Annotated in this window: 7 protein-coding genes; 1 reads left to right on the top strand and 6 read right to left on the bottom strand. The window is 70.7% G+C overall.

Annotated elements, in window-relative coordinates; translation table 11 throughout:
* Positions 1 to 580 precede the first annotated feature (580 nt).
* The 6 genes from WMF34_RS28730 to WMF34_RS28755 all read right to left on the bottom strand — a co-directional run bounded on the left by WMF34_RS28730 (position 581) and on the right by WMF34_RS28755 (position 11,477).
* Entirely contained in the window at positions 581 to 1,939 is a 1,359-nt protein-coding gene (locus tag WMF34_RS28730) for an LLM class flavin-dependent oxidoreductase (RefSeq protein ID WP_012238196.1), read from the bottom strand.
* Between the two features lie 303 nt (positions 1,940 to 2,242).
* Positions 2,243 to 4,993: a beta-propeller fold lactonase family protein gene (locus tag WMF34_RS28735; RefSeq protein ID WP_437989803.1), complete on the bottom strand. Its 2,751-nt coding sequence runs from the start codon at positions 4,991 to 4,993 to the stop codon at positions 2,243 to 2,245.
* A 232-nt stretch (positions 4,994 to 5,225) separates the two neighbouring features.
* Positions 5,226 to 6,293, bottom strand: coding sequence for a response regulator (locus WMF34_RS28740; protein WP_012238198.1), 1,068 nt, complete (start codon positions 6,291 to 6,293; stop codon positions 5,226 to 5,228).
* A 90-nt stretch (positions 6,294 to 6,383) separates the two neighbouring features.
* Entirely contained in the window at positions 6,384 to 9,251 is a 2,868-nt protein-coding gene (locus WMF34_RS28745) for an ATP-binding protein (RefSeq protein WP_437989804.1), read from the bottom strand.
* Positions 9,252 to 9,474: 223 nt separating this feature from the next.
* On the bottom strand, positions 9,475 to 10,533 hold the full coding sequence (locus tag WMF34_RS28750) for an ABC transporter permease (protein ID WP_437989805.1): 1,059 nt from the start codon (positions 10,531 to 10,533) through the stop codon (positions 9,475 to 9,477).
* The gene (locus WMF34_RS28755) at positions 10,533 to 11,477 is read right to left on the bottom strand and encodes an ABC transporter ATP-binding protein (RefSeq protein WP_437989806.1); all 945 of its coding nucleotides are present in this window, start codon (positions 11,475 to 11,477) and stop codon (positions 10,533 to 10,535) included. Before WMF34_RS28755 ends, WMF34_RS28750 begins: the two co-directional genes overlap by 1 nt.
* 353 nt (positions 11,478 to 11,830) lie before the next feature.
* On the opposite strand from WMF34_RS28755, the gene WMF34_RS28760 reads away from it, so the two are divergent.
* A complete protein-coding gene (locus WMF34_RS28760; RefSeq protein ID WP_437989807.1) occupies positions 11,831 to 13,456 on the top strand; it encodes a protein kinase domain-containing protein in 1,626 nt (541 codons plus the stop codon).
* Position 13,457 lies beyond the last annotated feature (1 nt).

Below are 13,457 nucleotides of genomic sequence, written 5' to 3' on the forward strand. Positions count from 1 at the left end.
CGCGCAAGGCCGCGGCGCGGGGCTGCCCCCGGCTCCTCGACCGCATTCCATCAAGAGGGTCCCTCACAACCCCGCCCAACAGCACGCTGCGGGCGCTCGAGGGGGCCGCAGCGGCAAGGCATGGGTCGATCCCGAGGCCGTCTCCACCAAGATCCATCGGATCATCGACGCCCTCGGCTTGCCCCCGAGCTCGAGTTCACCGAGGGGCAACGCCACAACACCCAGCCCGCCCCCATGCTCATCGAGCGTTCCGCGCCGGGATGCCTCTTCGCCGACAAGGCCGACGACGCGAACGCCATCCGCGCCCAGCTGGAGGCGATGGGCTCGGTCGTCGTCCTCCATCTCAACGTTCGCCGTATATCCCCGTGCTCCCCCACGACCGCCACCCGTGCAAGGGACGCTTCGCCGTCAAGCGGACGTTCAATTGGCTCACGGGCTTCCGCCGCTTCGCCACGCGCCACGAGAAGACGCTGTGCAACCGCGCCGCCTTCGTCGCGCTTGCCTGCACCTTCTGCTGGCTGGGGATCAAGAGACTGGCCCTGGCTCTGGGCAGGGCGCCCCTTGCACGAAGGATGCGCCTTCAGGCCGCCGACGCCCTCGGCTTGGCGCCCGCCGCGTGGCGGTTCGCCGGCCGCGCCAGCCCGAGGTTCTCTCGCAGCGTGCGTCCCTCGTACTCCGTTCGGAACAACCCCCGCCGCCGCAGCTCCGGGATCACCAGCTCGACGAAGTCGTCCAGCCCGCCCGGGAGCCACGGCGGCATCACGTTGAACCCGTCGGCGCCGCCCTGCGTGAACCACGCCTCCAGCTGATCCGCGATCTGCTCCACCGAGCCCACGATCGTCCAGTGCCCGCGCGCTCCAGCCACCCAGAGGTAGAGCTCCCGGATGGACAGGTTGCGCTTGCGCGCGATGTCGAACATCAGCGCTTGCCGGCTCTTGTTGTTGTTGGTCTCGGGCAGCTCGGGGAGCGGCCCGTCCACCGGATACGCGGACAGATCGACCCCGCCCGACAGGCCCGAGAGCAGCGACAGCCCGACCTCCGGCAAGATGAGATCCTGCAGCTCCTGGTACTTCGCCCTGGCCTCCGACTCCGTCCTGGCGACCACGGGGAACACCCCCGGCATGATCTTCAGCTGGTCGGGGTGCCGCCCGTACTTGGCCATCCGGCCTTTGACGTCGGCGTAGAAGGCCTGCGCGTCTTCCAGCGTCTGCTGCGCGGTGAAGATCACCTCGGCGGTCTCGGCCGCGAGCTCCCTGCCCGCCTCCGACGATCCCGCCTGCACGATCACCGGGTGTCCCTGGGGCGGGCGCGGGATGTTGAGCGGCCCTCGAACGGAGAAGAACTTCCCCTTGTGATCGAGCGTGTGCAGCTTTGCCGGATCGTAGTAAGCCCCGGACGCCTTGTCGCGGAGGAAGGCGTCGTCCTCCCAGCTGTCCCACAGGCCGGTGACCACGTCGACGAACTCGCGCGCGCGGACGTAGCGCTGCGCGTGGTCGGGGTGGGCGTCGAGCCCGAAGTTCCCCGCCGCCTCGCCCCCGCCGGTGGTGACCACGTTCCAGCCTGCACGCCCCTGGCTGATATGGTCCAGCGAGGCGAACTTGCGGGCCAGCAGGTAAGGCTCCTCGTACGTGGTGGACGCGGTGGCGATGAAGCCGATGCGCTCGGTGACGACCGCGAGCGCGGAGAACAAGGTGACCGGCTCGAAGCTGGCCCCATAAGCGGTGCGGCCCTGCGCTCCGGGCCGGTTCTGCAAGGCGAGCCCGTCCGCCAGGAACACGGCGTCGAACTTGGCCCGCTCCGCCGCCTGCGCAATGCGCTTGTAATGCGCGAAGTTGATGCCTCCGTCCGCCTGCGCCTGCGGGTGCCGCCAGGCCGCCACGTGGTGGCCTGCGCCAGGCAAAAAGGCGCCCAAACGGATCTTCCGCTGATTGTCGCTCATGGGGTGTCCTCGGTCTCGGTCCTTCACGTGCGCGCGCGGGCACGTCGCCGCGCGACCGCCGCACGCGATCACCACGCGCTCACCACGCGCTCACCACGCCAAGAGCGCAAGCGCCGTGCCCGGCGCCGGAGCCACGGGCGCAGCGGCGGAGATCGAAGCGCCGCCCCTCCCCTGCCCCCGCGACGTGCTGCGAGGGCAGCAACGGACCACCAGCGCTGCGGAAGCATTGCTGTCAGGGAAGCACCCGTCCGCGGCAGCTCACCGGTCGATGGGCGGGTGAGCGCGCAGGCGCGATCGTTCCGCTCAGTGATGCGGGTGCGGGTGCGGGTGCGGTCCCCGTCGCGGAACGCTCTCCGGGTCGGCCGGGTCGCTGCCGGCGTCCCGCTCGTCACCGTCGAGGAAGCCATCGCCGTCGCGGTCGACGCCGATGCGCTCGCCCGACCCGGGCGGCACGCAGGTATACGTCAGCTCGCTCCCGCCTCTCGTGGCCAGCCAGCGGAGCTCGCCGTCCGACCGCCACTGCGCGCGCGCGCGGTCGGCGTCGAAGCGGCCATCGCCGGCGTACACGAAGCCCAGCTCGTCCCCGTGGGACCAGCCCTTGACCACGAGATCGCAGTCGCCGGCGTCGGCGCGCGCCACGAGCAGATCGACGCGCGGGCCGGCCACCGCCGCGTTCGACGGCGTGAGCGTGATCTGCTGGCCCACGATGGGCTTCAGGTTCGACTCCAGCGCCAGCATGTACTCCGCCACCTGGCGCTTCAGGAGCTCCCCCTCGGGGTCGACGGGGAAGCCGCCGGGGTTCTCCGGCGTCTGGACGAAATCGGAGAACGCGTTGAAACGGACGAGCGTATCGACGGCGCCGTCGTGGAGGAAGCCAAAGCCGCGGACCTGGTCGCCCATGTGCGCGTTGGAGCCGCCGAACGGGAACACGAACGACTCCGCCATGCCGAACATCCCGACCTTCTGGTACTGGTTGCGCAGGTGCGGGACCTTGAAGAGCTGGGTCTCGTTGGCGTTGGCCGATCCGCCGTCGCTGCCGAAGAAGCCCGGCGCGAAGTCGTCGGGGTTGGCGTCGGGGTCGACGGCGTGGCACCCGATGCACGAGGCGCCGAGGATGCTCGACACGGGCCCCCCGAAGAAGTCGCGCCCCGCGCTCTGATCGGGCGTGAGCGAGTCGTCGAGCGCGCGGATGGGGTTGGGTGGATACGTGACCTGGAGGATGAAGTCCGTGAAATCGTCCATCTCCTCCTCCGAGATCGTCTCGTGTCGCCCGAGCAGATCGACGAACGATGCGCTGAATTTCTTGAACGCCGCCCGCTCGTCGAACACCCCGCTGTCCGGCTGGGACGTGGGCGCATCATGGCCGCCCGTGCGGTCGCCGCGCCAGTGCATCGGCCCGTGGTTCGCCATGCCGCGCAGGCTCTGGGTCGTCATCGGCCCCTTCATCGGGTGCAAGCTCGTATCCTGGCCGAAGAGATCGGTGCAGAACGGTCCCGGGTTCTCCACCGCGGTGCCGTCCGGGTTCCCGAGGTCCCACGCGAGGCTGTCGAAGTCGCCGAAGATGTGGCAGCTCGCGCAGGACGAGTCGCCGTGGCTCGAGCTCCGCGACGCGTCGTAGAGGACGCGGCGCCCACGGACGACGCTCGGAGGCTCCGGGTTGTGCATCGGCACGTGCGCGACCTCGCGGCGGGTCCGGGTATCGATGACCGAGATCGCGTTGTCGAAGCGCGCGAGCACGTAGAGCCGGTGCCTGTCTTCATCGAGGACGAGGCCCGTCGGCCCGCCTCCAGGGACGCGGATCTGGTTCGCGGCGCTGGGCACGAACGTGTCGTTCTCGAGCTTCGCCGTGTCGAAGACGCCGATCTTGTCCGAGCCGAGCGCCGCGACATACAGGGTCGCGCCGTTGCGCGTCACGGCCATCTGCAGCGGTTGCGCCAGGCTCTTCTCGCTCTCGGCGTTCGGCACCGGCGCGCAGCAGCTGCTGTAATCGATGTGCTTGTTGAGGTGTCTCGGGGCGACGCCGCCCGGACCGAGCACGGTGATCCTGCTCTCGTGCAGGTGGCCGCGCACGCTGTGGCCGGCGAAGATGCCCGGCCCCTCGAAGCGCTCTTCGTTCCGGGCGTCGGTGTTGGACACATAGACCTTCCCGTTCACCGGGTTCACGACCATGTTGAACAGGACGGTCCCCACGCCCGTGAAGAAGCCGCCTGGCCCGTCCACCTGGCGCGGCGGGTTGGCGAGCGCGTCGATGACGAAGACGTCCTTGTCGGGCAGCGAGAGGCGCACCGCGTCGTCGAAGGGGCGTCCGAGCTCGTCGACCCAGTGGGCCCCGTCGAACCTAAGGATGAGCCCGACCTCCGGCCGGGGGACTCCCTCGAAGTTGGTGTCGGGCCCGGGCAGTCCGCCCGCGGCCTCCCCGCCGTCCGGCACGAGGCTCTCGTCGATGACGGTCGTGCGGTTGCCCGAGTGGAAGGCGGCGGCGTAGACCCGGCTGCCGTCCTGCGTCACCGCGAGCGCGCGCGGCGTATCGCTGAAGAGCGTCACGATGGAGAGCGGCGTGCCGCCGAGCGATGTCCCGGGCCGCCTCGCGTCGAACACCCAGACGTCCGCGCGCCCCACGCCGGGCGTCAAGAGCTGCGGATCGAAGGGGGCGTTCTGCCCGCGGTGGGCCGTGGTGATGAAGGCCCGCGAGCGCTGCGGCCCGGCGAACACGATGTCGCGCGGCTCATCACCCACGAGCAGCGTGCGGACGACGCGCGCCCTTTCTGGGCTACGAACGTCGACCACGCTCACGCTATCGGACAGGTGGTTCACCACCCAGACTTCATCGTCGCCCCGGGCAGCCACGGCGACCGGCTCGAGCCCCACGGGCACAGACGCCTTGAGCTGCAGACGATTGGCTTCGACGCGGAAGATCTCCAGCCGGTTGTCGGGCGTGTTCACCGCGAAGAGCAGCTTGCCGTTCGACGACAGGGCCAGGGGGCGGACCTGGCCCGATTCGAATGTCGTGAACGGCGTGGCGGCCGCCGCGGGGAGAGCGGCGGCGAGGGACATGGCCGTAGCACCTACGCTGACAGCCAAGAAACGGCGCAGACAGCATGATGGCAGCATGCTTTCACGCTATGCAAAATAAACACGCTTAACAACAAAAAAGCGGGCGCGCGATCACGGCCCTATCGCTGGCGGTGTTCTGGGCCACGTCGTCGCACAGGGCGACTGTCATGATATCGAATCACGGTGTCCCGCCTCACCCGCGCGGCCCCGCAGGCGCGCTGGCATTACGGCGTCAGCGGACCTGTCGCAGCGCGTAGTCGATGCCGCTCCGGAGCGTCCCCCGGGTGACCACGGTGCTGAGATCGATCTCGAGCGAGACGAGCGTTTGCGCCAGCTCGGGGCGCAGGCCGGTGATCACCGTCGTCGCGCCGAGCAGCCGGAGCGCCGCCGCCGTCGCCATCAGCGTGGTCGCGACCGCGGAGTCGATGAGCGTCACGCCCGTGACGTCGATGATCACGACGTCCGTCCGGTTCGTGTGAACGCAGTTCAGCGCCGCTTCGAGCGCCTGCTGCGCCCGGCTGGCGTCGATCGTCCCGATCAGCGGCATGACCATGATCCGCTCGGTGATCGGAATGAGCGGCGTGGAGAGCTCCGCCAGCCGCTCCTTCTGCGCCCGGATGATCTCCTCCTGCAGCGCCGCGCGCGCCAGCTCCGCGCGCTCGCGCTCGGTGAGCTCCAGCTTCAGCCGCTCGTTCGTCCTGCGGAGCTCCTCGGTCTGGCGCGCGACCTCGGTCTCCAGCTGCTCGTTCGACTCGCGGAGGGCGGCTTGAGCCTGCGTGAGCTCCTCCAGGGCCCGCTCGAGCTCGGCCGTCCGCGCCGCCACGCGTCGCTCCAGCTCGTGCGTGAGCTTCTGCAGCGCCGCCTCGGCGGCGACGCGCTCCTCGACCTGCGCCGCGAGGCTCTTCATCAGCTGCCTGAGCTTCGTCTGCACCCGGACGCGCGCGAGCAGCTCCTCGCTCTGGAACGGCTTGAGGAGGAAATCCACGGCGCCGAGGTTCAGCCCCTTCACCTTGTCCGCGCTCATCTCCGTGCTCGCCGTCATGAAGATGACGGGGATGTCGCTCGTGGCCGGATCCGTCTTGAGCCGCCGGCACGTCTCGAAGCCGTCGATCCCCTCCATCTTCACGTCCAGCAAGATGAGATCCGGCGCCACTTCCTTCGCGAGCTGGATGGCTCGCAGGCCGTTCGTCGCGGCCGCGATCTCGAACCCCCAGCCCGAGAGATTGTCGCGGAGCAACCTCAGGTTTCGCGGCTCGTCGTCGACGATCAGGACCGTTCCGGTATCACTCACGTTCGTCACGCTGCCCTCTCCAACGGATGACCTCACCCTTCGCGCCAGCGACGCTCCACGAGGATGACTGCGCTCACAACAGATCTCAACCCGACGCCCTCATCGGGCGCCACCGTCGACGCGCCCGCCGACGAGCTCTTCTATCGACTCCAGCCGGAAGTCCTCGGAGAGCTCGCGCAGGTGCTTGGCGAAGGGCGCGAGCCGGGGGTCGCCCAGCTCGAGCTTGTCCGCGTATTTCTGGATGTGATTGACGAGCCCCTTGCGCGCGAGATCGCGCAAGGCCTTGAGGTCCTCGTCCGGGGGCAGGACGACATCGCGGGTGCTGGTCACACCCGAGCTGGGGCTCGGCTCCGCCTCCTCGCTGGCGCCGTCCTGCCGCTCGTAGATCCACTCCAGCTTGAGGTGTCGCTGGAGCTTCTCGAGCAGCTCATCCATCTGCAGCGGCTTGGCGAGGAAATCGTCCGCGCCCGCTTCCAGGCTCTTGTCCTGGTCGGTGATGAACGCGCTGGCGGAGGACGCGATGATGACCGTCCCTGCGAGCTCCGGCGCCCTTCGCATGCGGCGCATCATCTCCCAGCCGTCGAGCACGGGCATCGCGAGATCGGTGATGATCAGATCGAACCTCTCGCGCGCCGTCCTGTCCAGGCCCTCCTGGCCGTCGTTCGCCTCCGCCAGCTCGAACCCGAGGGTCGCGAGCATGCTGATGACCACGGCGCGGTTCTCCGGCTTGTCGTCCACCACGAGGAGCCTCCGTCGCGCGCCCTTGTAGCCGACGATCTGCCCCTGCTCCGTGCGCCTCACGGTGTCCGTCCAGTCGGGCGCCTCGGCGAGCGTCAGGTCCATCCAGAAGACGCTGCCCTTCCCGAGCTCGCTCCTGACCTGGATGGAGCTGCCCATCAGCGTGACGATGCGCTGGCTGATCGCCAGCCCGAGCCCGGTGCCCTCGCGGTGGCGACTCTTGTCTCCGACCTGCTTGAAGGGCAGGAATATCTGGTCCAGGTGCTCGGCGCCGATGCCGGTCCCCGTGTCCTCGATCTCGAAGCGTATCCTGTGCGTCTTGGTCCGCGATTCGGGGCTCGCGCCGTCCTCCGGGAGATCCTTGCGCGCGCCTCGTGAGCCGCCATGCACCTCCGCGACCGTGAAGGTGACGCTCCCGTTCTCGGTGAACTTGATGGCGTTGCCGAGCAGGTTGAGCAGGATCTGACGCAGGCGCCGCTGGTCGGCGCGCACCCCCTCGGGCAGCGCGGGGCCGGGCTTGAACACGAACGCGATCCCCTTCTGCTCCGCGCGGATCCGGCAGATCTCGGCCGTCGCGTTCAAGAACGACGGGAAATGGAAATCGTTGGGGTGAATCTCCATCGTCCGCGACTCGATCTTCGCCAGATCGAGGACGTCGTTGATGAGGGTCAACAGATGAGAGCCGGACTCGGCGATGACCTCGACGCCGCGCAGATCCTGCTCGCCCAGGCTCCTGGAGCGCTTCAGGATCTGGGCGTAGCCGAGGATGCCGTTGAGCGGTGTCCGCAGCTCGTGGCTCATGTTGGCGAGGAAGTCGCTCTTCGCCCTGTTGGCCGCGTCCGCGGCGACCGTGGCCTCCTTGAGCTCGGCGGTGCGCTGCTCGACGCGCTGCTCGAGCTCCTCGTTCGTCTTCGCCAGGGCGGCGAACGTCTCGCGGAGCTGCTGGGCCATGCCGTTCAGCGCGTCGCCGATGTGCACGAACTCCCGGGTGCCTGACGCCTCGAAGCGCTGCTCGAGGTCGCCGCCCCGGATCCGCTCGGCCGCCGTGACGAGCTGCCGCACCGACGGCAAGGTCACGCGCATGATCACGAGCACGGGCAGCGCCACGAGCGCCAGGATCGAGAACGCCGCGATCAGCCAGTAGTCCCAGTACAGCCCCTTCACCGACGAGAGCAGCGCCGCGCGAGGGACGTCGGTGAGCAGGACCCAGTCCGGCGCCGCGATGCGCGCCGCCACGATCACGCGCTGATCCGTGCCGCCGACCACGTGCGCCTCCGCGGCGTCGTCGCGCTTCGCCGCCTCGAACGCGCGCTTGAGATCGTCGTCGCCGATGGACTCGACCGTCAGCGTGCCTTTGCTCCCGTGGATCTTGTCCTGGTGCACGCTCGAGACGAGCACCGTCCCATCGCCCCTCACGAGGGCGTGCTCCGTCCCCGGATACAGCGAGAGCTCCCGGAAGCTGTCCATCACCGCGTTGACCGTGACATCGTGCCCGGCGCTCCCCGCGAACACCCCGTCGCGGAAGAACGGCACCACGACGCTCACCATCCACTCGCGCGCCCCCGGGTCGTAGCTCGTCGGCGTCCAGCGCGGCTTTCCTTCCGGGTTGTTCGCCGGGAGCACGAGCGTCGTCCACTCCGAGTTGACGAAATCGACGGTCGTGTCGACCTGGTCGATGTAGCTCGTGTAGCTGGGCCAGTACATCACGAGCCCGTTCCGCCTGGGGATGAGCCAGGTGTTGATGGGCTCCCCCGGCGCCCCCGCCGAGTACAGCTCGGTCATGCGCTTCAACTCCAGGAGAAAGACCTTCTCCCGGTCGTCGAGCGGGTAGCCAGCGGGCAGCCAGACGATGGCGTCTCGCCTGGGCTCGAAGCCCGCGTTGCGCGACACCATGCCGCCGTCCCGCGACGGCCCGACGAGGGCGTCGAACTTCTGCGGGGTCTCTCCCTCGACCTCATGTAGCGCCGAGGTGAGCATGCGGCCGTACCGCGCGACGCTCGCCTCCGCCTGGATCAGGCGGTCGTTCATGCGGCGGGTCCACTCGTCATGGGTCCGCGCGAGGACGCCCAGCTCGTTCTTCAGGATCGCGCCCTCGATGGCCCACGCCGCGATCCACAGCCCCGGACCCACGAACACGAGCAGCGCGACGGCCAGCGGCCCCGCGACCCAGAAGGACAGACTCGGCGCGGTGCGAGGGCGTTGGCCGCTCCGCTCCCCCCGTTCATTCATGCGGTCATCGTACACGACTACAGGACCGCGCCACTTTGGAAGGTCAATGTCCTGAACAGAAAATATGGACACACGGTAGGATCATGCGAGCCTGACGAGGACTGCGCCGCCACCTCGACGCAGGTTGACTGACATGCTCGCGGAGCGAGGGATCGAGTGGCGCACAGCGTGCGCCAGTGAGCTCGCGCACCGTGGCCCTGTGGCGCTGGCCGCGGCGCGGCGGCTACTCCCAGCGGAAGAGCTTGAGGGCGAGCGCGAAGGTCGCGACGCCCCAGATGACGAGCAGCGCGAGCTCGGGCGCGATCACGGCGAGCGGCGCCCCCTCGAGCATCACGCCGCGGAGCGCGTCGTTCAGCGCGGTGAGGGGCAAGGCCTGGACGAAAGGCTGGATCGCGTCGGGGAAGCGATCGGCCGAGAAGAAGACGCCGGAGCAGATCCACATCGGGAACGTGACGAGGTTGCCCAGGCCCGAGATGCCCTCGAGGGTCCGCGGCCGCGCCGCGGTGAGCAGGCCGACCCCGGCGAACGCCAGCGCGCCGACCACGGCGACCAGCGCGAGCGCCGCGAGCGAGCCGGCGATCGGCACGCCGAGCACGAGGGCCGCGAACAGGAGCAGGGCCACGACCTCGAGCGCCAGGAACACGAGCCGCGCCCCGAGGTGCGACGCGAGGAGCTGCCACCGCGGCATGGGTGACGCGACGAACAGCTTCAGGAGCTTGCCCATGCGCTGCTGCACGATCGCGACCCCGGTCCCCCAGATCCCGGTCAGCATCACGTTCATGCCGAGCAGCCCGGGCACCAGGAAATCGACGTAGCGGGAGCCCCTCTCGGCCTCGGTCACCTCGAGCGCGGCCGGGCGGAAGGCGTCCGCGCGCCCCGCGGCGCGCTGGAGCGCCTGGTCCACCTCGAGCCGGGCGAGGCGGCTCTCCGGCCGCGCCGGATCGAACCAGTACGTGGGCGGATCGGTGGCGAGCACGACCAGCGCGACCTTGCCCGTCCGGAGCTCCTGCTGCGCCTGCGCCCGCGGGACCACCCGCGGGACGACCTGCCCCGACGCCTCGAGCGCCGCGCGCCGCGGCTCGGCCCCGGCGCCCTCCTCGACGCTCACCCGCACGGGCTCCGCGGGCTGATCCCTGAACGCGACGGCCAGCGCCGACGAGAGCAGGATCGGGAACACGAACATCCAGAAGATCGCCTCGGGCTCGCGCAGGAACTCCGCGACCCGCGCCCGGATGAGGAGCGCGAGCGACGAGGCGCGCAGGGAGCGGAGCCACCGCGCCATCACGCGGCCTCGTCGTCCGCTAGCGTCTGCAGCGTCCGCCCGGCGAGCGCCATGAACACGTCCTCCAGGCTCGCGTGGTGCGTCGCGAGCTGCTTCGGCGCGGCCCCGCGCGCCGCGCAGAGCGCGAGAAGCGGCGGGAGCACGCGCGCGACGTCGCGCACCGTCAGCCGGAGCGCCCCCTGCGCGGAGCGCACGGCCTCCACGCCCGGCAGCCCCATGAGCTCCTCCTCGGCGATCTCCGCGTCCACCTCGACCTCCACGACGTGCTCGGCGCCGAGCGAGGCGACGAGCGCGGCCGGCGTGCCGAGCGAGAGCAGCCGCCCGCGATCGACGATCCCCACGCGGTCGCAGAGGCGCGCGGCCTCCTCCATGTAGTGCGTGGTCAGGAGGATCGTGCGGCCGCGGGCCTTCAGATCCTCGACGATGGCCCATATCTGACGGCGCGACGCGGGATCGAGGCCGGTGCTCGGCTCGTCGAGGAACAGCACCTCCGGATCGCCCGCGAGCGCGCAGGCGAGCGACAGCCGCTGCTTCTGCCCGCCCGACAGCGTGCGCACGAACGCGCTCGACTTTTCCTGCAAGGCCACGCGGCGCAGCGCCTGCTCCGGCTCGATGCCGCGCGGGTAGAAGCTGCGGAACAGCGCGATCACCTCGCCGACCCGGAGCTTGTCCGGGAAGCGCGTCTCCTGGAGCTGGATGCCGAGCCGGGCGCGCAGCGCGATGCCGTCCCCCACCCAGCGCTCGCCCAGCACCTCGACCTCGCCGGCGTCGGGGCGGGTCAGCCCCTCGAGGATCTCCACCGTGGTCGTCTTGCCCGCGCCGTTCGGGCCGAGCAGGCCGAAACACTCGCCGCGCCGCACCTCGAGGTCGAGCCCGTTCACGGCCACGACGTCCCCGTAACGCTTGACCAGGCCGCGGCAGACCAGGGCGGGAGAGGCGGACACGGCACGTCTGTATCGCAGAGGACGGCAGAAAGGAACCGGGACACTTCAATCCAGCGCGGCCTTCGCGCGACCCATCACGGCCTCCGGCGCGACGGCGCGTGCAGGGCGGAGGCGCCCTCGGATCGCCCTCGGCAGATGAAACGCACCTCCACGCGCCCACAGGAGCGCCGGAAAATTCGACAGACGACGCGACGTATCGCCTCTCCGGAGAATCGAATCTCACCAGAGACCTGCGGCGAGCGCGTCGAGCGCGGCCCTGCAAGGAACCATCCGGTCCGAGATCGTGGCTGGCCGGTCTGCAATCTCAGAGCGACGGAGTGGGGGGGCGCGTGGTGAGCGATGAAGAGGGAGTGGTGCCCGTGCACTGCGGCGAGGTCATCGCAGACCGCTACCGGGTCGAGCGGCCTCTCGGCATCGGGGGGATGGGGGCCGTCGTCGCGGCGCGGCACCTGTCGCTGGGCGAGCTGGTGGCCGTCAAATTCATGCGGCCGGAGCACTGCGGCAACGCGGCGCTGCTGAGGCGGTTCCAGCGCGAGGCGCGCGGGATGTTCCGGATGAAGACGGAGCACGTGCCGCGGATCTACGACCTGGGCGCGCTCGCCCCGAGGCCGGGGATCGCGCTGCCGGTGCCGTACATCGTGATGGAGCACCTGTCGGGCAACGATCTCCGCTCGATCCTGGAGCGCCGCGGGCGGCTGCCGGTCGACGAGGCGGCGGAGTACGTCCGTCAGGCCTGCGTTGCCCTGACCGAGGCGCACGCGCTCGGGATGGTGCACCGGGACCTCAAGCCCGCGAACCTGTTCCTGACGTACCGGACCGACGGCACGCCGCTCCTCAAGGTGCTCGACTTCGGCGTCGCGAAGTTCATGAGCACGAAGCCGGAGCACGACGGGCTCGAGATGACGACGGCGCGGTCGGTCATGGGCTCCCGCCGCTACATGGCGCCGGAGCAGATGCTGACGCCCAAGGACATCGATCTGCGCGCGGATCTGTGGGCGCTCGGGGTCGTGCTGTACCAGCTCGTGAGCGGCACGCTGCCGTTCGGCGCGGAGACGCTGGAGCAGTTCGTGCTGGTCGTGTCGGAGAAGGCGCCCCGGCCGCTCCGGAGCGCGTGCGCCGATCTGCCCGAGGGGTTCGAGGAGATCGTGATGCGCTGCCTCGAGAAGGACCGGACGCGCCGCCCGGCCTCGGCCCGCGAGCTCGCCGTCGCGCTCGCGCCGTTCGCGCTGCGCGGAGCGCCCGACGCGACGCTGCCCACGGGGGTGCACCGGAGCCAGCCGACGTTCACGTGGCTGGACGATGGGCCGCCCACGACCGCCGCGCGGCCGCCCACGACCTCCGCTCGGCCGGCCGCGGCCTCCGTTCGGCCGCCCACGACGGCCTCCGGGCCGGCCGAGACGAGGCGCGAGGGCCGCCGCCCCAGGCGAACCTGGCTGGCGGCCACGGCCGGCGCGGTCTCCGCGAGCGCCACGCTGGCCGCGATCCTCCTGTCGCCCGGGTGGCCGCGGGCGGCGGGTTTGACCTGGGCCGACGGCGCCGGCGCCCAGCACCTCGCGGGCGTGCCGCAGGGGCTCGCCGCGGGGCCGAAGGGGAACGCGGTGGCAGCCAGGTCGTTCCAGGGGCCCGATGACGCGGCCGAAGGCGCGCTGCACGACGGCGCTGCCAGCGCGTGCGACGCGCCCCAGGCCGACGCCAGAGGCGCGCGCCCGGCCGCGCGCGGCGGGGACGGCGCCGTCCTGTCCACGAGGGCCGCGCCGCCCGCGCGGGCGAACGCGGGGAGTTCGCAGCGCGCGCCGGCGCGCGGGGTGCACGCATCCGGGTCCTCACCGGCGCCCGCCGCTGGCGCCGCGATGCGGACGGCGGCGAATACGCCGGCGCCCGTCCGGGGCGCGGCGGCAGGCGCGCCGTCCCTCGTGGCGGCGCCCGGCGGCGGCGCTGAAGGGGCGACGCCGGCGGGCGCGCCGGACAGCCCGTGGTGAT

Source organism: Sorangium sp. So ce145, from assembly GCF_051525985.1.
Classification (GTDB): Bacteria; Myxococcota_A; Polyangia; order Polyangiales; family Polyangiaceae; genus Sorangium; species Sorangium cellulosum_B.

Coding starts and splice junctions, on each gene's coding strand:
- WMF34_RS28730 (WP_012238196.1), bottom strand. CDS start 1,939: ATGAGCGACAATCAGCGGAAGATCCGTTTGGGCGCCTTTTTGCCTGGC.
- WMF34_RS28735 (WP_437989803.1), bottom strand. CDS start 4,993: ATGTCCCTCGCCGCCGCTCTCCCCGCGGCGGCCGCCACGCCGTTCACG.
- WMF34_RS28745 (WP_437989804.1), bottom strand. CDS start 9,251: ATGAATGAACGGGGGGAGCGGAGCGGCCAACGCCCTCGCACCGCGCCG.
- WMF34_RS28750 (WP_437989805.1), bottom strand. CDS start 10,533: ATGGCGCGGTGGCTCCGCTCCCTGCGCGCCTCGTCGCTCGCGCTCCTC.